The 18,194-nt window shown below is 75.5% G+C and carries 20 protein-coding genes; 12 read left to right on the forward strand and 8 right to left on the reverse strand.

What is annotated here, in order from left to right; genetic code table 11:
- Positions 1–56 precede the first annotated feature (56 nt).
- The 4 genes from EDC57_RS02650 to EDC57_RS02665 all read left to right on the forward strand — a co-directional run bounded on the left by EDC57_RS02650 (position 57) and on the right by EDC57_RS02665 (position 4,733).
- On the forward strand, positions 57–596 hold the full coding sequence (locus EDC57_RS02650; RefSeq protein WP_123399977.1) for a UPF0149 family protein: 540 nt from the start codon (positions 57–59) through the stop codon (positions 594–596).
- Positions 583–1,890, forward strand: a complete 1,308-nt coding sequence (gene pepP, locus EDC57_RS02655; protein ID WP_123399979.1) for a Xaa-Pro aminopeptidase — start codon at positions 583–585, stop codon at positions 1,888–1,890. Before EDC57_RS02650 ends, pepP begins: the two co-directional genes overlap by 14 nt.
- A 106-nt stretch (positions 1,891–1,996) precedes the next feature.
- Complete coding sequence (locus tag EDC57_RS02660) at positions 1,997–3,004, forward strand: Fe(3+) ABC transporter substrate-binding protein (RefSeq protein WP_123399982.1); 1,008 nt, start codon at positions 1,997–1,999, stop codon at positions 3,002–3,004.
- A 13-nt stretch (positions 3,005–3,017) separates the two neighbouring features.
- Positions 3,018–4,733 (forward strand): ABC transporter permease, encoded by a 1,716-nt coding sequence (locus tag EDC57_RS02665; RefSeq protein WP_425454783.1) that lies wholly within the window; start codon positions 3,018–3,020, stop codon positions 4,731–4,733.
- A gap of 3 nt (positions 4,734–4,736) precedes the next feature.
- Here the strand turns inward: EDC57_RS02665 and EDC57_RS02670 are convergent, their stop codons facing one another.
- Genes EDC57_RS02670 through EDC57_RS02700 form a run of 7 tightly spaced genes read right to left on the reverse strand, consistent with a single transcriptional unit; the run spans position 4,737 to position 9,112 of the window.
- A complete protein-coding gene (locus EDC57_RS02670) occupies positions 4,737–6,059 on the reverse strand; it encodes a sensor histidine kinase (RefSeq protein WP_123399984.1) in 1,323 nt (440 codons plus the stop codon).
- Positions 6,056–6,724 (reverse strand): response regulator transcription factor, encoded by a 669-nt coding sequence (locus EDC57_RS02675; protein WP_123399986.1) that lies wholly within the window; start codon positions 6,722–6,724, stop codon positions 6,056–6,058. Before EDC57_RS02675 ends, EDC57_RS02670 begins: the two co-directional genes overlap by 4 nt.
- Entirely contained in the window at positions 6,724–7,023 is a 300-nt protein-coding gene (locus tag EDC57_RS02680; protein WP_148051420.1) for a PepSY domain-containing protein, read from the reverse strand. Before EDC57_RS02680 ends, EDC57_RS02675 begins: the two co-directional genes overlap by 1 nt.
- Positions 7,020–7,565, reverse strand: a complete 546-nt coding sequence (locus EDC57_RS02685) for a cytochrome b/b6 domain-containing protein (protein WP_211331857.1) — start codon at positions 7,563–7,565, stop codon at positions 7,020–7,022. The genes EDC57_RS02680 and EDC57_RS02685 overlap by 4 nt, the downstream gene beginning before the upstream one ends.
- Positions 7,558–8,103, reverse strand: coding sequence for a diheme cytochrome c (locus EDC57_RS02690; RefSeq protein WP_123399992.1), 546 nt, complete (start codon positions 8,101–8,103; stop codon positions 7,558–7,560). The genes EDC57_RS02685 and EDC57_RS02690 overlap by 8 nt, the downstream gene beginning before the upstream one ends.
- 17 nt (positions 8,104–8,120) lie before the next feature.
- A complete protein-coding gene (locus EDC57_RS13280) occupies positions 8,121–8,519 on the reverse strand; it encodes a DUF1924 domain-containing protein (RefSeq protein WP_123399994.1) in 399 nt (132 codons plus the stop codon).
- On the reverse strand, positions 8,516–9,112 hold the full coding sequence (locus EDC57_RS02700; protein ID WP_123399996.1) for a cytochrome b/b6 domain-containing protein: 597 nt from the start codon (positions 9,110–9,112) through the stop codon (positions 8,516–8,518). Before EDC57_RS02700 ends, EDC57_RS13280 begins: the two co-directional genes overlap by 4 nt.
- Before the next feature lie 227 nt (positions 9,113–9,339).
- On the opposite strand from EDC57_RS02700, the gene gcvT reads away from it, so the two are divergent.
- The 8 genes from gcvT to EDC57_RS02740 all read left to right on the forward strand — a co-directional run bounded on the left by gcvT (position 9,340) and on the right by EDC57_RS02740 (position 16,242).
- Complete coding sequence (gene gcvT / locus EDC57_RS02705) at positions 9,340–10,470, forward strand: glycine cleavage system aminomethyltransferase GcvT (protein WP_123399998.1); 1,131 nt, start codon at positions 9,340–9,342, stop codon at positions 10,468–10,470.
- Entirely contained in the window at positions 10,463–10,855 is a 393-nt protein-coding gene (gene gcvH, locus EDC57_RS02710; RefSeq protein WP_123400000.1) for a glycine cleavage system protein GcvH, read from the forward strand. Before gcvT ends, gcvH begins: the two co-directional genes overlap by 8 nt.
- A gap of 5 nt (positions 10,856–10,860) precedes the next feature.
- Complete coding sequence (gcvPA, locus tag EDC57_RS02715; protein ID WP_123400001.1) at positions 10,861–12,246, forward strand: aminomethyl-transferring glycine dehydrogenase subunit GcvPA; 1,386 nt, start codon at positions 10,861–10,863, stop codon at positions 12,244–12,246.
- A gap of 44 nt (positions 12,247–12,290) precedes the next feature.
- Positions 12,291–12,794 (forward strand): thiol peroxidase, encoded by a 504-nt coding sequence (gene tpx / locus EDC57_RS02720; RefSeq protein ID WP_123400003.1) that lies wholly within the window; start codon positions 12,291–12,293, stop codon positions 12,792–12,794.
- 28 nt (positions 12,795–12,822) lie between these two features.
- Positions 12,823–14,271 (forward strand): aminomethyl-transferring glycine dehydrogenase subunit GcvPB, encoded by a 1,449-nt coding sequence (gene gcvPB / locus EDC57_RS02725; RefSeq protein ID WP_123400005.1) that lies wholly within the window; start codon positions 12,823–12,825, stop codon positions 14,269–14,271.
- A 1-nt stretch (position 14,272) separates the two neighbouring features.
- Positions 14,273–14,641 (forward strand): diacylglycerol kinase, encoded by a 369-nt coding sequence (locus EDC57_RS02730; RefSeq protein ID WP_123400007.1) that lies wholly within the window; start codon positions 14,273–14,275, stop codon positions 14,639–14,641.
- A gap of 246 nt (positions 14,642–14,887) precedes the next feature.
- Positions 14,888–15,391 (forward strand): sigma-70 family RNA polymerase sigma factor, encoded by a 504-nt coding sequence (locus tag EDC57_RS02735; protein ID WP_211331858.1) that lies wholly within the window; start codon positions 14,888–14,890, stop codon positions 15,389–15,391.
- Entirely contained in the window at positions 15,388–16,242 is an 855-nt protein-coding gene (locus tag EDC57_RS02740; protein WP_211331859.1) for an anti-sigma factor family protein, read from the forward strand. Before EDC57_RS02735 ends, EDC57_RS02740 begins: the two co-directional genes overlap by 4 nt.
- On the opposite strand, the gene EDC57_RS02745 is transcribed toward EDC57_RS02740, so the two are convergent.
- On the reverse strand, positions 16,128–18,155 hold the full coding sequence (locus tag EDC57_RS02745) for a thioredoxin domain-containing protein (RefSeq protein WP_123400009.1): 2,028 nt from the start codon (positions 18,153–18,155) through the stop codon (positions 16,128–16,130). The genes EDC57_RS02740 and EDC57_RS02745 overlap by 115 nt on opposite strands.
- Between the last annotated feature and the right edge of the window lie 39 nt (positions 18,156–18,194).

Genomic DNA, 18,194 nt, shown 5'->3' on the forward strand with positions numbered 1-18,194 from the left:
CCTGTGCTACGGTAAGGCGGTTGCGGCGGGGCGGCCGGCGATGATGGAGACGGCAGATGGGCAGCGCGGAGGCGTACGAGCGGCTGGAGCGCGTGCTGCGCCAGGCGGGCCTGGGCACGGGGCTTGCCGATGCCCACGGCGTCCTCGCCGGGCTGCTGTGCGCCGATGCCGAGGCGGCGTGGGGACGCTGGCGGCGGCACCTGCGCGCCGAGGGGCTCGGGGGCGGGGTGCCGGAGGCGGAGCTTCGGGCCCTGCACGATGCCGCCGCCGCGGCCCTCGCCGAGGAGACGGGCTTCGGCTTCACGCCCCTGCTGCCGCCCGACGAGGCGCCCCTGGCGCGGCGGGTGGCGGCGCTCGGGGCCTGGTGCCAGGGCTTCCTCTTCGGGCTGGGGGCGGCCGGTGCCGGGGAGGTGGAGGACGAGGCCGCGGCCGAGGCCCTGCGCGACCTGTGGCAGATCGCCCAGGTGAGCGACGAGGTGGCCGCGGACGAGGCCGACGAGGCGGCCTACGCCGAGCTGGTGGAGTTTCTGCGCGTGGCGGTGCAGCTGGTGCGCGAGGCCCTGCGGGCGCGGGGGCGGGGCGATGGACCGGCGTGAGTTCGCGCGCCGGCGCCGCCGGCTGATGCGGATCATGGGCGAGGGCGCGATCGCCATCGTGCCCACGGCTCCGGTGCGCATCCGCAACCGCGATGTGGAGTACCCCTACCGGCCCGAGAGCGACTTCCTCTACCTCACCGGCTTTCCCGAGCCCGAGGCGGTGGCGGTTCTGGTGCCGGGACGGCCGCACGGCGAGTTCATCCTCTTCTGCCGCGAGCGCGATCCCGAGCAGGAGACCTGGCACGGCCGCCGCGCCGGCCTCGAGGGGGCGGTGGAGCACTACGGCGCCGACGACGCCTTCCCCATCGGCGACCTCGACGACATCCTGCCGGGGCTGCTGGAGGATCGCGAGCGGGTCTACTACGCCATGGGGCGGGACCCGGACTTCGACCGCCGCCTCATGGCGTGGGTCAACCGCGTGCGCGCCAAGGCCCGCACCGGGGTCCACGCGCCGGTGGAGTTCGTCGCCCTCGAGCACGTCCTCCACGAGCTGCGCCTGCACAAGAGCCGGGCGGAGGTGGCGGCGATCCGGCGCGCGGTGCGCATCACCGAGGCCGCGCACCGCCGCGCCATGGCCGCCTGCCGGCCGGGGGTGACCGAGTACGCGCTGGAGGCCGAGCTCCTCTACGAGTTCGTGCGCCAGGGTGCGCGCTCCCCCGCCTACCCCTCCATCGTCGGTGCCGGGGCCAATGCCTGCATCCTCCACTACACGGAGAACAGCGCCACGGTGCAGGCGGGCGACCTCGTTCTCATCGACGCGGGCGCCGAGTGGGAAGGCTACGCCGCCGATCTGACCCGCACCTTCCCCGCCGACGGGCGCTTCCGCCCGGCCCAGCGGGCCCTCTACGAGCTGGTGCTGGAGGCGCAGCTTGCCGCCATCGAGGCGGTGCGGCCGGGGGCGAGCTGGGATGCGCCGCACCAGGCCGCGGTGCGGGTGGTGACCAAGGGGCTGGTGCGGCTCGGCCTGCTGGAGGGGCGGGTGGCGCGGCTCATCCGCGACGAGGCGTACAAGCGCTTCTACCTGCATCGCACCGGGCACTGGCTGGGCATGGACGTGCACGACGTCGGCGACTACAAGGTGGGCGGCGAGTGGCGGGTCCTGGAGCCGGGCATGGTGCTGACGGTGGAGCCCGGTCTCTACGTCGCCCCGGACGCCAAGGGCGTGGCGCGGCGGTGGCGGGGGATCGGCATCCGCATCGAGGACGACGTCCTCGTCACCCGCGACGGCTGCGAGGTCCTGTCGGCGGCGCTGCCCAAGGAGCCGGATGCGGTGGAGGCGCTGGTGGGCGCGTAGCCCGACCGCTCCGGTCAACAATCGCGAATGCAAATCTTTCTTGTTTACATGCGCATCGGCGTGGGCTAACATCACGCCCGGTGATCGCAATCGGAGGAGATCCGTCATGCGCAAGCTCTTCGGCGTCCTGCTGCTTTCGGCCGCGGCCGCTGCGGCCTCCGCGGCTGAGGTCAACGTCTACTCGGCGCGCAAGGAGGCGCTCATCCTGCCGCTGCTCGAGCGCTTCACGGAGAAGACGGGGATCACCGTCAACCTCCTCACCGCGGAGGCGGACGCGCTGCTCAAGCGCCTCGAGAGCGAGGGGCACAACACCCCCGCCGACGTCCTCATCACGGTGGATGCCGGGCGGCTGCACCGGGCCAAGGCCGCGGGTGTGCTCCAGCCGGTGCGCTCGCAGGTCCTCGAGGAGGCGATCCCGGCCGCCTACCGCGACCCGGAGGGCTACTGGTACGGGCTGTCGCTGCGCGCGCGCGTGATCTTCTATGCCAAGGACCGCGTCCGCCCCGAGGCGCTCTCCACCTACGAGGATCTGGCCGATCCCAGGTGGCGCGGGCGCATCTGCGTGCGCTCCTCCTCCAATATCTACAACCAGTCCCTCGTGGCCTCCCTGATCGCCGCCCACGGCGAGGCCGAGGTGGAGCGGTGGGCGCGGGGGCTCGTGGCCAACTTCGCCCGCCCGCCCCGCGGCGGCGACCGCGACCAGATCAAGGCGGTGGCCGCCGGCGAGTGCGATCTCGCGCTCGCCAACACCTACTACTACGCGCAGATGCTCACGGGGAAGGACGCGGCCCAGCGCGAGGCGGCGCGCAAGGTGGGCATCTTCTTCCCGAACCAGGACGGGCGCGGCGCCCACGTCAACGTCAGCGGCGCGGGCGTCACCCGGTGGGCCCGTCACCGCGAGGAGGCGGTGCGGCTGCTGGAGTTCCTCGCCAGCGAGGAGGCCCAGGCGTGGTACGCCGAGGTCAACCACGAGTACCCGGTCCGCCCCGGCGTGCCGGTGAGCGAGGTCCTGCAGGCGTGGGGCGACTTCCGCAAGGACAGCCTCAACCTCGCCCGCCTCGGCGAGCTCAACGCCGCCGCGGTGCGGATCATGGACCGCGCCGGCTGGCGCTGAGCGGGCGGTGCCGGTGGGTGCGCCGGGGACCGCGACGCTGACGCCCGCCCGCCGGCCGGCGGGCGGGCGCGCCTTCGCCTTGGATCCGTGGCGGCTGACGGTGCTTGCCCTCGCGGCGCTGCTGGCGCTTCCCGTGGTCACCGTCGCCGCCCACGTCTTCCACCCGGCGGGCGAGGTCTGGCGGCACCTGGTGGCGACGGTGCTCGCCGAGTACGTGCGCAACTCGCTGCTGCTCGCCGCCGGGGTGGGTGCGGGGACGCTGGTGATCGGGGTCGGCACGGCCTGGCTCACCACCCTGTGCCGCTTCCCGGGGCGGCGTCTCTTCGAGTGGGCGCTGCTGCTGCCGCTGGCGGTGCCCGCCTACATCATCGCCTACACCTACACCGGGATGCTGGACTTCGCCGGCCCCGTGCAGTCGGCGCTGCGCGAGGCCTTCGGCTGGCGCCACGGCGACTACTGGTTTCCCGAGATCCGCTCCCTCGGCGGCGCGGTGGCGATGTTGACGCTGGTGCTCTACCCCTACGTCTACCTCCTCGCGCGCGCGGCCTTCCTGGAGCAGTCGGTGGCGGCCCTGGAGGCCGCGCGCATCCTCGGCTGCGGCCCGTGGGGCGCGTTCCTGCGGGTGGCGGTGCCGGCCGCGCGGCCGGCCATCGTCGCCGGGGTCAGCCTCGTCCTCATGGAGACGCTGGCCGACTTCGGCACCGTGCAGTACTTCGGCGTCAGCACCTTCACCACCGGGATCTACCGCACCTGGTTCGGGCTCGGCGACAGCGCCGCGGCGGCGCAGCTTGCGGCGGTGCTGCTGGGCTTCGTCTTCGCGGTGCTGGTGCTGGAGCGGCGCGCGCGGCGCCGGGCGCGCTTCCACCACGTCGCGGGGAGCGGACGGCCGCTGCCGGTGGTGCGTCTGCGCGGGGTGCGGGGCTGGCTCGCCGCCGCGGCCTGCGCGCTGCCGCTGCTGCTCGGCTTCGCCCTGCCCTTCCTACAGCTCGCGGCATGGACGGTGCAGACGGCGGAGAGCGCCTTCGATCCCCGCTTCCTGCGCCTCGTCGTCAACACCCTCAACCTCGCCGGCGGCACCGCCGTCCTCGCCCTCGTGGTGGCCCTCGTCATGGCCTACGGGCGGCGCCTGCGCGGCGGTGCGGCGGTGGCGGCGGCGGTGCGGGTGGCGGCGACGGGCTACGCCGTGCCCGGCACCGTCATCGCCGTCGGCGTGCTGATCCCCTTCGGTGCCCTGGACAACGCCCTCGACGCCTGGATGCGGGCGCATCTCGGGGTCTCCACCGGGCTGCTTCTGTCGGGCACGGTGGCGGGCCTCGTCTTCGCCTACCTGGTGCGCTTCCTCGCGGTGTCGCTGAACACGGTGGAGTCGGGGCTTGCCAGGATCCGGCCCGCCATGGACGAGGCCGCGCGCACCCTCGGCCACGCCCCCCGCGAGATCCTGCGCCGCGTCCACCTGCCGATGCTGCGGGGCAGCCTGCTCACCGCGGTGCTGCTGGTCTTCGTCGACGTCATGAAGGAGCTGCCGGCGACCCTGATCCTGCGGCCCTTCAACTTCAACACCCTGGCGGTGCGGGCCTACGAGCTGGCCTCGGACGAGCGCCTCATGGATGCCGCCGCACCGGCGGTCACCATCGTCCTCGCCGGCATCGTGCCGGTGCTGCTGCTCAGCCGCGCCATCGCCCGCAGCCGCCGCCGCGAGGTGGAGGCGGCCGAGCTCGGCACCCTCTGAGGCTCAGGCTGCGGGCAGCTCCACCTCCACCGCGAGGCCGCCGAGCGCGGCCGAGGGCGCGAGCCGCAGCCGTCCGCCGTAGTGCCCGACGATGTCGGCGACGATGGCGAGGCCGAGGCCGTGCCCCGGCGCGGCCTCGTCGGCGCGGCGGCCCCGGCGCGCGAGCGCCTGCGTCGCCTGCGGCTCGATCCCGGGGCCGTCGTCCTCGATGCGCAGCACGAGCCGCGCCGCCTCCTGCCGCGCCTCGACGCGGACCCGCCGGCGGGCCCAGCGCACGGCGTTGTCGAGGAGGTTGCCGAGGAGCTCGACGAGGTCGTCCCGGTCGCCGGCGAAGGCGCATCGGGGCGGCAGGGCGAGCTCCACGGCGAGGTCGTCGCGCCCGTGCATGCGCTGCACGAGGGCGGCGAGCTCGTGCACCTCGGGGGCGAGCAGCACGCGCCGGCCCGGCTCCGGGTGACCGGCAATGCGCGCGCGGCGCAGCTCGCGGGTGATGCGGGTCTCGATGGCGTCGAGCTGGGCGGCGAGCTCGCGCGCGGCGGCGCTGCCGGCGAGCTCCGGGTCGGCGAGCGCGCGTCGGGCGACGGCGAGCGGGGTCTTGAGGGCGTGGGCGAGGTCGCCGATGGCGCTGCGGCTGCGGGCGAGGCGCTCGCGCAGCAGGGCCACGAGGCGGCCGATCTCGGCCAGCAGGGGGCGGATCTCGGCGGGGGCGCGGGCGGGATCCGGGACGCCGTCGGCGCCGTCGCGCAGCCGGCGCACCGCCTCGGCGGCGGCGCGCAGCGGGGCGAGGGCACGGCCCACGATCCAGCCCTGGAGGGCGAGGACGAGCGCGGCCGCGGCGGCGGCGGCGAGGGCGAGGCGACGGGTGAGCCCGGCGAGCGCCGCCTCCACGGGCATGAGGTCCTCGGCGACGAGGACGGTCAGGGTCATGCCCTGCTTGCGGTAGTCGCCGCCCACCGCCAGCAGGCGCTGCCCCGCGGGTCCCGGCAGGTGCAGCCGCCCGGTCGGCAGAGCGTCGGGCAGGGCCAGCTCCGCGTCCCACAGGGAGCGCGAGCGCAGGGTCCTGCCGCCGCCCTGCACCACGTAGTAGTGGCCGGAGAGGGGGCGGTGGAAGACCGGGTCGAGGCGGCGCTCGTCGAGGACGGGGGCGCCGTCGGCGCCGCGCGCCACCGCCGCGAGGACGCCCTCGAGATCGTGCTCGAGGCGCGCGGCGACGTAGTCCTCCAGGAGGGCGCCGAGGCCCCGTCCGCCGAGCCAGGCGAGGGCGGCGAAGGCGAGGACCAGCGCCAGGCTGAGGCTTGCCAGGAGCCGTGCGCGCAGCGAGGTCATGCCGCCCCGGGATCGAGGAGATAGCCCTGTCCGCGCAGGGCCCGGATGCGGTGGCGCCCGATCTTGCGCCGCAGCCGCGCGATGTGGACCTCGAGGGCGTTGCTCTCTGGGGCGTCGGCGATGCCCCAGGTCTCGTCGACGAGGGTGGCGCGGGGGACGATGCGTCCGCTGCGCAGCATCAGCGCGCGCAGGAGGCGGAACTCGGTGGCGGTGAGGGGGTGCTCGGCACCGTCGGGGGTGACGACGCTCTGGCGGGTCTCGTCGAGGGCGAGCCCGGCGGCACGCAGCGGACCCGGCAGCCGGGGCGTGCCGCGCCGCAGGAGGGCGCGGATCCGCTCCAGCAGCTCCTCGGGGTGGAAGGGCTTGCCGAGGTAGTCGTCGGCCCCGGCGCGCAGGCCCTCGACGCGCTCGCTCCAGGCGTCGCGGGCGGTGAGGACGAGCACGGGCACGGCGCAGCCCTGCGCGCGCCAGCGGCGCAGCACCTCCAGGCCCGGCAGATCCGGCAGCCCGAGGTCGAGGATGACCACCGCATAGGGCTCGGTGGCGCCGAGATGCAGGGCCTCGCGGCCGCTCGTGGTGCGGTCGACGCGAAAACCGGCGGCGGCGAGATCCTCGGCGATGCCGCGGGCGAGGGCGGCGTCGTCCTCCACCACCAGGGCGCGCATCAGGGTTCCTCGTCCTCCACCGAGAGCAGTCGTCCGCTGGCGGCGTCCAGCAGGAGCTTGCGCACCCGGCCGTCCTTGCCGAGGACCTCCACCTCGTAGACCGGCCGGCCGTCCTCGTCCTCGAGCTCCAGCTCGAGGATGCGCCCGGCAAGGTGCGGCGGGATGCGCGCCATGATGCGCTCCAGGGACAGGACCCTGCCGGATTCGCGCAGCCGGCGGGCGCGCTCGTGGTCGCCCCCGCCGCCCGCCGCCGCGGCCAGCGCCGCCAGCGCCAGCATCGCTGCCGCCGCCGTCCTCACCGCCCGCCCGGCCCCGCCCGCTTGCGCCCGGTCCACATCGCACGGACCAGGTTCTCACCGCCGAGGAGGCTGCTCAAGAGCACCCCGCCGAGGTGGAGCAGGACCAGGAACAGGCTGAGACCGGCGAGGAACTCGTGCAGCTCCTCCGCGGCCTCCCCCGCGCCCCCGGGCTCCAGGGCGGCCAGCCCGCTCGCCACCACCAGCGCGAGCGTCGCCAGCATCAGCACCACCGACCAGCCCCCGGCCGGGTTGTGGCCGAGATGGTGCGGCGGGTCGCCCGCGGCGAGGGCGCGCAGGTAGGCGATGGCCTCGCGCGGGGGGCGGACGAAGTCGCGGAAGCGGGCGTGGCGGGTGCCGACGAGGCCCCACAGCAGGCGCAAGGCGACGATGCCGCCGACGAGGTACCCCACCGCCACGTGCAGCCCCTCGAGGGTCTCGGCGCTGGCCCATGCCAGGGCGTAGGCGAGCACGAGGCTCCAGTGCAGGATCCGCACCAGCGGGTCCCAGACCGTGACCTCCGCCGGCGGGGCGCGCTCAGTCATCTTCCCACCTCCCGTGGCCGGGGATGCGGACATCGTCCTCGTCGAACAATCCCTGCGCCGCCCTAGTGTGGCACGCGGGGCAGTTGGCGAAGCTCCCCACCTCGGGGTTCTCCACCACCCAGCGGCGGCGCACCTCGTCGTGCTTGCGCAGGAAATAGCGCGTGGTGGTGATCCGTGGCAGCCCGTCGGCCGTGGCGGGGGCGGGGCGCCTTCGGGCGCGCACGCCGGGGCGGCGGTCGCCGGCGTGGGCCTCGAGATAGGCCCGCACGCGGGCCGCGGTCGCCGGGTCGAGGCTTGCGTCGTCGCCGAAGTGGGCGTCGAGCCGGTCCATGATGCGCGCCCATTCGGCGGCGGTGAGCAGGGCCGGGGGATAGGCCATGTGGCAGGCGCCGCACTCCTCGACGTAGGCCCGGTCGGTGGCCGGCGGCAGGTCGGGGCGGTGGCGGCGCCAGCCGTCCTCGCCGGCGGCGATGCGCAGGGCGCCGGCGGTGGCCGCGAGCGCGGCCAGCACGATGAGGGCGCTTCGGACGTATCGCATGGGGATCCTCCTCGTTTTCACTGGCGGGACAGGAAGGTGACGAGATCCCCCTTCTCCCGGGCGGTGCAGACCCGGCCCAGCACCCAGCGGCAGTTGCGGTGCAGCCACTTGCCGATCTTGCCGGCGTCGGTGAGCCGCTCGGGGTTGGCCGAGGGGGCCATGGGGTCGATGCGCTCGCCGGTGCGCACGTGACGACCGGGGCGGGTGAGGTCGTCACCGTGGCAGCTCGTGCAGGCGCGGGGGCGGCCGTCGGGGCCGGGGAAGGTGCGGCGCCAGAGGGCGGCGCCGCGCTCGGCGGAGAAGGGGCCGGCGGTGCGCCACTGGGCGAGCAGGCGCTCGGCCGCCGGTGGGGGGGCGGCGCCGGCCGCGGCGGCGGCGAGCAGGGCGGCTGCGGCGAGGGCAAGGCGTCGGTTCATGGCGTCCTCCTCTTGCGTCCGTGGAACAGGGCGGCCACGAGGTCCTCGCGGTGCTGCACGCAGGCCGCGAGCACGCCGGCGACGTGGGCCGCGGCGAGGACGAGCACCCCGTCGGCGAGGAGCTCGTGTCCGGCCGCGAGGGCGGCGGTGCCCCGGGGTCCCAGGTCGGGGACGAGCCCGGCCAGCGGGCCGGCCCCTTCGGCGGCGGCGTGGAGGGCGAGCCCGGTCGCCGTCGTCGTCCCCACCGCCGCGAGCAGGGCGAGCACCATCCAGCCCCCGGCGGGGTTGTGACCGAGGTGGCGCGGCGGGTCGCCCGCGGCGATGGCGCGCAGGTAGGCGAGGGCCTCGCGCGGGGGGCGGACGAAGTCGCGGAAGCGGGCGTGGCGGGTGCCCACGAAGCCCCAGGCCAGGCGCAGCGCCACCGCCACGGCGGCGATCTCGCCCGCGGCGACGTGCAGCCACAGCCAGCCGTCGCTCGCCCAGGCGACGGTCACGGCGGCGACCAGCGTCCAGTGGCCGACGCGCACCGGGAGGTCCCAGACCGGGACCGTGTCGGCGGCGGCCGGAAGGCGGGGGCGGCCGGATGCGGGCATGGCGTCCTCCCTGGGGGCGGTTGCCGGGGACGCTAGCGGACGTGGCTGACACGGAGATGAAGGGCGTGGGGTGCGGCGTCCGCGTTGGAACTGCTGGGGGGCCAGCGCTATAGTTAGCGCCGTCGCCGGGGATGCATTCCCGCGCGGCCCGTGCCGGCGGGCAGCGCCGCCGCGCTCCATGGGGACGCCGCCTGCGGCACCGCACCACCGAGGAGTCCACGCCCGAGATGTCCAGACGCACGCCCCTGCACGACCACCACGTCGCCGGCGGCGCCCGCATGGTGGAGTTCGCCGGCTGGCGGATGCCGCTGCACTACGGCTCGCAGGTGGAGGAGCACCACCGCGTGCGCCGCGAGGCGGGCATGTTCGACGTCTCGCACATGACCATCGTCGATCTCGAGGGCCCGGCGGCGCGCCCCTTCCTGCGCCGGCTGCTCGCCAACGACGTGGACCGCCTGCAGGTGCCGGGCAAGGCGCTCTACGGCTGCATGCTCAACGAGCGGGGCGGGGTCGTCGACGACCTCATCGCCTACTTCCTCGCCGAGGGGCGCTTCCGCCTCGTGGTCAACGCCGCCACCCGCGAGAAGGATCTCGACTGGATCCGCCGCCACGCGGCACCGTTCGAGGTGGCGGTGACGGTGCGGGACGATCTGGCGATGCTCGCGGTGCAGGGGCCGGCGGCGCGCGAGCGGGTGCACAGGGTGCTCGGCGCCGGGGCCGATGCCGCGGCGCGGCTTGCGCCCTTCCACGGTGCCGAGATCGGCGGGCTCTTCGTGGCCCGCACCGGCTACACCGGCGAGGACGGCTACGAGCTCATGATCCCGGCCGCGGAGGCGGGCGCCTGGTGGGACCGGCTGCGCGAGGCGGGGGTCGCGCCCTGCGGCCTGGGGGCGCGGGACACGCTGCGTCTCGAGGCCGGCATGTGCCTCTACGGCCAGGACATGGACGAGGAGGTGACCCCGCTCGAGTGCGGGCTGGGCTGGACCGTCGCCTGGGAGCCGGCCTCGCGCGCCTTCATCGGCCGCGAGGCGCTGGAGGCGCAGCGGGCGGCCGGGGTGACGGTGCGCGCCGTGGGCCTGCTCCTGGAGGGGCGCGGGGTGCTGCGCCACGGGCAGAAGGTGTACGTCCCGGGGCAGGGCGAGGGGGTGGTCACCAGCGGCGGCTTCTCGCCCACCCTCGGCCGCTCCATCGGCCTGGCCCGCGTGCCGGTGCGCGTCGGGACCCATTGCGAGGTGGAGATCCGCGGGCGGCGCGAGCGCGCCCGCATCGTCAAGCCGCCGTTCGTGCGTCACGGGCGGGTGATGGTGGACCTCGGCGGCGGCCCGAGCGGAGAGGAAGGAGAGCAGAGCGGTGAGTGACATCCCGGCGCAGCTCAGGTACACCCGCAGCCACGAGTGGGTGCGGATCGAGGACGACGGCAGCGTGGTGGTGGGCATCACCGACCACGCCCAGGAGCAGCTCGGCGACCTGGTCTTCGTCGAGCTGCCGGAGGTGGGGCGCAGGGTCGCGGCGGGCGAGGACTGCGCGGTGGTGGAGTCGGTCAAGGCGGCCTCCGACGTCTACGCCCCGGTGGCCGGCGAGGTGGCCGAGGTCAACGGCGAGCTCGAGGGCAGCCCCGAGCTGGTCAACCAGGACCCCTACGGGCGCGGGTGGCTGTTCCGGCTCCGCGACGCCGACCTCGGCTCGGCCGAGCTCCTGGACGCCGAGGCCTACCGCGCCCACGTGGAGTCCGAGGAGCACTGAGGGCCATGCCCTTCATCCCGCACACCGAGGACGACGTCCGCGCGATGCTCGCGGCCATAGGCGTCGACTCGGTGGAGGCCCTCTTCGAGGAGGTCCCGCCGCAGCTTCGCAGCCGCGTCGGCGAGCGGATGCCGGCGGCGGTGCCCGAGATGGAGGTGGCCCGCATCATGCACCGGCGCGCGGCCGCCGACGGCCTCCCGGTCTGCTTCGCCGGCGCCGGCGCCTACGACCACCACGTGCCGGCGGCGGTGTGGGAGCTGGCGACGCGGGGCGAGTTCTACACCGCCTACACGCCGTACCAGGCGGAGGCGAGCCAGGGCACCCTCCAGCTCATCTACGAGTACCAGACCATGATGGCGCGGCTGACCGCGCTGGAGGTCTCCAACGCCTCGCTCTACGACGGCGCCTCGGCGCTGGCCGAGGCGGTGCTGATGGCGGTGCGGGCCAACCGGCGCGCCGGCGGCCGGCGCGTGCTCATGCCGCGCACGGTCCATCCGGCCTATCGGGCCACCGTGCGCACCATCGTCTCGCCCCAGGGGATCGAGGTGGCGGAGCTGCCCTTCGATCCCGCCACCGGCGTCACCGATCCCGCAGCGGTGGAGGGCCCGGTGGCGGCGGTGGTGATCCCGCAGCCCAACTACTTCGGGCGCCTGGAGGAGGTGGACGCGCTCACCGACCGCGCCCACGCCGCGGGCGCCCTTGCCGTGGCGGTGGTGAACCCGCTCTCGCTGGGGCTGCTCAAGCCGCCGGGGGCGTGGGGCGCCGACGGCGTGGACATCGCCTGCGGCGAGGGCCAGCCGCTCGGCGTGCCCCTCTCCTCCGGCGGGCCCTACTTCGGCTTCCTCTGCTGCCGGCGCGAGCACGTGCGGCAGATGCCGGGGCGGCTCGTGGGGCGCACCGTCGACCGCGACGGCTGCGTCGGCTTCACCCTCACCCTGCAGGCGCGCGAGCAGCACATCCGCCGCTCCAAGGCCACGTCCAACATCTGCACCAACCAGGGCCTGATGGTGACCGCGGCCACCATCCACATGGCCCTGCTGGGGCCGGAGGGGCTGGCGCGCACGGCGGCGGCCTGCCATGCCAACACCGCGCGGCTGGCCGCGGCGCTGACCGCCGTCGAGGGCGTCGAGCGCCTCATGGAGGGGCCCTTCTTCCACGAAGTGGTGCTGCGCCTGCCGCTGCCGGCGCGCGAGGTGCTGGACACCCTCGCCACCTACGACCTCGTCGGCGGGGTCGCCCTCGCCGGCGACTATCCCGAGCTCGGCGAGGGGGCGCTGCTGGTGTGCGCCACGGAGAAGCGCACCGAGGAGGAGATCGGCCGCTACGCCGAGCACCTCGGGCGCATCCTCGCGCGGCGCGCCCCGCCCTGCGAGCGGCTGCGCCCGCGCTAGGGGCGGTGCCCCCCTTCCCCCCACCACCAGAGGAGGCCCCGGCCATGGCGACCATCACCCTGCGCGGAACCGAGATCCACACCTGCGGCGAGCTGCCGGCGGTGGGCGCCAGGGCGCCCGACTTCCGGCTCACCGACGCGGAGCTTCGTGACGTCACGCTTGCCGACTTCGCCGGACGGCGCAAGGTGCTCAACATCGTCCCCAGCCTCGACACCCCCACCTGCGCCACCTCCACGCGCAAGTTCAACGAGCGCGCGGCGGCCCTCGACAACACCGTGGTGCTGGTGATCTCGGCCGACCTGCCCTTCGCGCAGAAGCGCTTCTGCGCCACCGAGGGCATCGAGCGCGTGGTGCCGCTGTCCATGATGCGCTCGCGCAGGTTCGCCAAGGACTACGGGGTACTGATCGAGGACGGGCCGCTGGCGGGGCTGACGGCGCGGGCGGTGGTGGTGCTGGACGTCAACGACCGCGTGCTCCATGCCGAGCTGGTGCCCGAGATCGCCCAGGAGCCCGACTACGACGCGGCCGTCGCCGCGCTGTCGGCCTGAGCGGCGGAGCGGCCTCAGGGAGGTCCCGATGCTGATCTTCGACCTGTCGCGCCCGGGCCGGCGCAACCCGGCCCACGCCCCGGCGGCGGAGGCGTCGGCCGACGACATCCCGCCGCACCTCAGGCGCCGGCAGCCGCCGGCGCTGCCGGAGGTCTCGGAACTGGAGGCGGTGCGCCACTACACCCGCCTGTCCCAGCGCAACTTCTCCATCGACACCCACTTCTACCCGCTGGGCTCGTGCACCATGAAGTACAACCCCCGGGCGTGCAACAGCCTCGCCATGCTTCCCGGGTTCCTCGCCCGCCACCCCCTAGCCCCGGAGGCCCTGAGCCAGGGCTTCATGGCCTGCCTCTGGGAGCTGCAGGAGATGCTCGCCGAGGTGACGGGGATGGCCGAGGTCTCGCTCACTCCGGCCGCCGGCGCCCAAGGGGAGCTCGCCGGCGTGATGATGATCCGCGCCTACCACCGGGCGCGGGGCGAGGAGGGGCGCACGGAGATGCTGGTGCCGGACGCGGCCCACGGCACCAACCCCGCCTCGGCGGTGATGGCGGGCTTCACGGTGCGGGAGATCCCCACCGACGCCGAGGGCGACGTGGACCTCGAGGCCCTGCGCGCGGCGGTGGGTCCGCGCACCGCGGGGCTGATGCTCACCAACCCCTCGACCCTCGGCGTGTTCGAGCGGCGCATCGACGAGATCGCCCGCATCGTCCACGACGCCGGCGGCCTGCTCTACTACGACGGGGCCAACCTCAACGCCATCCTCGGCAAGGTGCGCCCCGGGGACATGGGCTTCGACGTGATCCACGTCAACCTGCACAAGACCTTCGCCACCCCTCACGGCGGCGGCGGGCCGGGGGCCGGTCCCGTGGGGGTGAGCGCGCGGCTCGCGCCCTTCCTCCCGGTGCCCATGGTGGCGCGCGAGGGCGAGCGCTACCGCTGGCTCACCGAGGTCGACCGGCCGCAGACCATCGGCCGGCTGTCGGCCTTCGCCGGCAACGCGGGGGTGCTGCTCAGGGCCTACGTCTACATGCGCCTGGTGGGGCGCGAGGGGATGGAGCGCATCGCCGAGATGGCGACCCTCAATGCCAACTACCTGCTCGCCAGGCTGCGTGCGGCCGGCTTCGAGCCCGCCTTCCCCGGCCGCCGCGCGACCCACGAGTTCATCCTCACCCTGCGCCGCTTCGCCAAGGAGCACGGGGTCACCGCCATGGACTTCGCCAAACGGCTGCTGGACCACGGCCAGCACGCCCCCACCACCTACTTCCCGCTCCTGGTCCCCGAGTGCCTGCTCATCGAGCCCACCGAGACCGAGAGCCGGGAGGCGCTGGACCGCTTCGTCGAGGCCATGGCGGCCATCGCCGAGGAGGCGCGGACCCAGCCCGAGCGGGTCCGCGAGGCGCCGCACACCCTGCCGGTGCGCCGCCTCGACGACGTGCGCGCCGCCCGCGAGCTGGACGTCGCCCTGGCGGAGGGCTGAGGTGCGTCCGGGGGAGCGCCCGCGGGGGCTGCGCCGCCTGGTTCTTGCCTTCGGCCATTCGCTGCGCGGGCTTCGCGCGGCGTGGCGCGACGAGGAGGCCTTCCAGCTCGAGGTGGCGGCCGCGGTGGTGCTGCTCCCCGCAGCCTTCTGGCTGGGGCGCGACGGGACGGAGCGGGCCCTGCTCGCCGGCAGCGTCCTGCTGGTGCCGCTGGTGGAGCTGCTCAACAGCGCGGTGGAGGCCACGGTGGATCGCATCGGCACCGAGCACCACCCCCTCGCCGGCCAGGCCAAGGACCTGGGATCGGCGGCGGTGCTGGTGGCGCTGCTGCTCGCGGCCGCGGTGTGGGCGGCGGTGCTCTGGCCGGCGTGAGAATGCATTTCAATTGACCTGGATCATGGTCCGCGCCGGCGTTCTGGGGCTCAATGGCACGCACCGGAGTGATCCCTTCCCCTCCCCCGATGCTCCGGTGGGCGCCCGCAAGGGCGCCGGACGTCACCCCGGGCGGGGGCCTCGCGCCCCCGCCTCTTTTTTTGCCCGGGCGGCGTCCGGCCCCGCCGAGGGAATAGCGAAGGGCGAAGGGCGTTGACCGGACAGGCGGACGGCACGGAGGGACCGGTGTCCGAGGAGGCGGGGCAGCTCGTCGCCCACATCCCCAGGCTCAGGCGCTACGCGCGGGCCCTGGTGGGCGATCCGGAGGCCGCGGACGATCTCGTCCAGGACACCCTGGAGCGGGCGCTGACGCGGCTCAACCGCTTCCGGCCCGGGACCGACCTGCGGGCCTGGCTGTTCACGATCATGCACAACCTCTACGTCAGCGCCCTGCGCCGCTACCACCGCCGTCCCCTCCACCACGCCTTCGAGGAGGGACGCGAGGGGGTGCCGGGGGGGCAGGAGGACAGCCTGCGCCTGGACGAGCTGGAGGCGGCGCTCGCGCGCCTGCCGTCGGCGCAGCGCGAGGTGCTGCTGCTGGTGGTGCTGGAGGGGATGCGCTACGAGGAGGTGGCGGCGGTGCTGGAGATCCCGCTGGGCACCGTGATGTCGCGCCTGTACCGGGCACGGGAGCGGCTGCGCCGCCTCCTCGAGGGGGGCGCCGGGCCGCGCCTGCGGAGGGTGAAGTGAGCGGGGGGCGCATCGCCGAGGCGGACCTGCACGCCTACGTCGACGGGCTGCTGCCGGCGGAGCGGCGGGCGCAGGTGGAATCCTGGCTCGCCGAGCATCCGGAGGAGGCGGCGCGTCTGGCGGCCTACGCCCGCATCGGCGATGCGGTGCGGGCGCGGTTCCAGGAGGTGGTGGAGGAGCCGGTCCCGGCGCGGCTCCTGGTGTGGCGGCGGCGGCGCCGGCCGGGGCCGCTCCTCGCGGTGGCGGCGGCGCTCGCCCTCGGGATCGCGGTGGGCTGGTTCGCCCGCGGCCTCGAGCCCGGCGGTCTGGGAGGCAGCGGCGCGCCGGCGGAGCGGGCGCTCGCGGTGCGGGCGGCGGTGGCCCACGCGGTCTACGCCCCCGAGGTGCGCCATCCGGTGGAGGTGTCGGCGGGGGAGGAGGCGCACCTGGCGGCCTGGCTCGGCAAGCGGCTGGGGGCGCCGCTGCGCCCGCCGCGGCTGGGCGAGGCGGGCTTCACGCTGGTGGGCGGGCGGCTGCTGCCCGGCGAGGCGGGGCCGGCGGCGCAGTTCATGTACGAGGACCGCGCCGGGCGGCGCCTGACCCTCTACGTCGCCCGCGAGGCCCGGCGCGGCGACACCGCCTTCCGCTACCTGCGCGAGGGCGGGGTGAGCGTCTTCTACTGGGTGGACGGGCCCTTCGGCTACGCCCTCAGCGGCGCGCTGGAGCGCGCCGAGCTGCTGGCCGTGGCCCGCCGCGTCTACGCCGAGCTCGCCGGGGACGCGAGCGATGCGGCGAGCGCCTCGGGCGAGGCCAGAGGCGCGCTGCAGGCGGTGCCGCGGCAGACCCAGGCCGCGTCGCCGCGGGCCCGGTAGGCGGCGAGGGGCGGCGGCAGGCCCGCATCGGCGGCCGGCAGCACCAGCTCCAGCCGCCGCGGGTCGGGGTGGCGGCGCAGGACCTCGCGCCACGGCCCGGCGTCGGCGGCGCGCACCACCACCGTCGCCGGCGGGTGCTCGATCTCGTCGAGGGCGAGCAGCAGCGTGGCGTGGGCCGAGGGGGCGCGCTCGATGTCGCCTGCGGCCGCGGCCACGGTGCGCCGCGCCGCATCGAGCAGCGCCCCCTCGCCGAGGATGAGGCCGAGGGCGGCGAGGAGGCGCGCCGCGGCCCCGTTGCCGGAGGGCACCGCCTCGTCGGCGGTGGGCTTGAGTCTGAGCGGCAGGCGGTCGTGCTCCTCGGCGGTGAGGTGGAAGCCGCCGGCGGGGTCGGCGAAGCGCGTCCGCATCGTCTCGGCGAGGGTGCGCGCCCAGGCCAGGAGGCCGGCGTCGAAGCGGGCCTGGACGAGCTCCACCAGCCCGAGGCCGAGAAAGGCGTAGTCGTCGAGGAAGCCCGGCGCCCCCAGGCGGCCGGAGCGGCCCGAGGCGTGCAGCGTGCCGTCGCGCCACAGCGCCGCCCGTGTCCCCGCGGCCGCGCGCAGGGCGGCGTCGATCCAGTCCTCGCGCCCGAGCAGCCGGCCGGCGCGGGCGACCCCCCCGATCATGAGCCCGTTCCAGGCCGCGAGCCACTTCTCGTCGCGGCCGGGGGCGGGGCGGGCGGCGCGGGCGGCGAGCAGGCGGGCGCGGGCGCGGGCGAGGGCCGCGGCCGCCGCCGCGGGGTCGATCCCGAGCCGGGCCGCGGTCTGCGCGAGGGGGGTGCGGGCGGTGAGGTGCCAGCGGCCCTCGAAGTTGGGCGGGCCCTCGAGGCCGAAGTGGGCGCTCACCAGCGGCCAGTCGGCCTCGCCCACGACGCTGCGGGCCTCGTCGCGCGTCCACAGGTAGAAGGCCCCCTCGCCCCCCGCGCTGTCGGCGTCGAGGCTGGACCAGAAGGGCCCCTCCGGGGACTGCATGGTGGTGAGCGCCCACGCGGCCGTGGCCTCGGCCACCTCCGCCGCCTCGGCCTCGCCGTCCCGTGCGGCGGCCTCGGCGTAGATCGGCAGCAGCAGGGCGTTGTCGTAGAGCATCTTCTCGAAGTGGGGGACGGTCCAGTCGGCGTCCACGCAGTAGCGGAAGAAGCCGCCGCCCAGGTGGTCGCGAAGCCCGCCGCGGGCCATCGCGGCGAGGGCGGCCGCCAGCATGGCGCGCCCGCGCGGCTTCTCGGCGCGGGCGAGCAGCACAAGCAGGGTCGGCTGCGGGAACTTGGGGGCGCCGCCGAAGCCGCCGTGGCGGGCGTCGTGCTGGGCGGCGAGCTCGGCCACGGCGGCGGCGAAGGCGGCGGCGGGGTCGGGGAGGGCGCCCGGGCGCGGCCGCACGCCGGCGAGGATGCGGCCGAGCTCGGCCCCCTGGCGGCGGGCCTCGTCGCGGTGCTCGCGCCAGAAGCGGGCCACCGCCTCCAGGACCTCGCGGAACGAGGGCATGCCGTGGCGGGGCTCGGGGGGGAAGTAGGTGCCGGCGAAGATGGGGGCGAGATCCTGCGGATCCAGGAAGACCGTCAGCGGCCACCCGCCCGGGCGTCGGGCCAGGATCTGGTGGGCGATCTGGTAGACGCGGTCGAGGTCGGGCCGCTCCTCGCGGTCCACCTTGACGTTGACGAAGTGCGTGTTCATGAGCCGCGCCGTGGCCTCGTCCTCGAAGGACTCGTGGGCCATGACGTGGCACCAGTGGCAGGCCGAGTAGCCGATGCTGAGCAGGATCGGCCGGTCCTCGCGGCGTGCGCGCGCGAGGGCCTCCTCGCCCCAGGGGTACCAGTCCACCGGGTTGTCGGCGTGCTGCAGCAGGTAGGGGCTCGCTTCGTCGGCGAGGCGGTTGCGGGGCATGGCGGGCTCCAATCCGAGCAGTTCGCTCAGGATTGTAGC

This window comes from Inmirania thermothiophila, from assembly GCF_003751635.1.
Lineage (GTDB): Bacteria > Pseudomonadota > Gammaproteobacteria > DSM-100275 > DSM-100275 > Inmirania > Inmirania thermothiophila.

Bases quoted from the DNA above. Each gene is read 5' to 3' on its own strand.
- EDC57_RS02650 (WP_123399977.1), top strand. From the start codon at position 57: ATGGGCAGCGCGGAGGCGTACGAGCGGCTGGAGCGCGTGCTGCGCCAG.
- pepP (WP_123399979.1), top strand. From the start codon at position 583: ATGGACCGGCGTGAGTTCGCGCGCCGGCGCCGCCGGCTGATGCGGATC.
- EDC57_RS02660 (WP_123399982.1), top strand. From the start codon at position 1,997: ATGCGCAAGCTCTTCGGCGTCCTGCTGCTTTCGGCCGCGGCCGCTGCG.
- EDC57_RS02670 (WP_123399984.1), bottom strand. From the start codon at position 6,059: ATGACCTCGCTGCGCGCACGGCTCCTGGCAAGCCTCAGCCTGGCGCTG.
- EDC57_RS02675 (WP_123399986.1), bottom strand. From the start codon at position 6,724: ATGCGCGCCCTGGTGGTGGAGGACGACGCCGCCCTCGCCCGCGGCATC.
- EDC57_RS02685 (WP_211331857.1), bottom strand. From the start codon at position 7,565: ATGACTGAGCGCGCCCCGCCGGCGGAGGTCACGGTCTGGGACCCGCTG.
- EDC57_RS02690 (WP_123399992.1), bottom strand. From the start codon at position 8,103: ATGCGATACGTCCGAAGCGCCCTCATCGTGCTGGCCGCGCTCGCGGCC.
- EDC57_RS13280 (WP_123399994.1), bottom strand. From the start codon at position 8,519: ATGAACCGACGCCTTGCCCTCGCCGCAGCCGCCCTGCTCGCCGCCGCC.
- EDC57_RS02700 (WP_123399996.1), bottom strand. From the start codon at position 9,112: ATGCCCGCATCCGGCCGCCCCCGCCTTCCGGCCGCCGCCGACACGGTC.
- gcvT (WP_123399998.1), top strand. From the start codon at position 9,340: ATGTCCAGACGCACGCCCCTGCACGACCACCACGTCGCCGGCGGCGCC.
- gcvPA (WP_123400001.1), top strand. From the start codon at position 10,861: ATGCCCTTCATCCCGCACACCGAGGACGACGTCCGCGCGATGCTCGCG.
- tpx (WP_123400003.1), top strand. From the start codon at position 12,291: ATGGCGACCATCACCCTGCGCGGAACCGAGATCCACACCTGCGGCGAG.
- gcvPB (WP_123400005.1), top strand. From the start codon at position 12,823: ATGCTGATCTTCGACCTGTCGCGCCCGGGCCGGCGCAACCCGGCCCAC.
- EDC57_RS02745 (WP_123400009.1), bottom strand. From the start codon at position 18,155: ATGCCCCGCAACCGCCTCGCCGACGAAGCGAGCCCCTACCTGCTGCAG.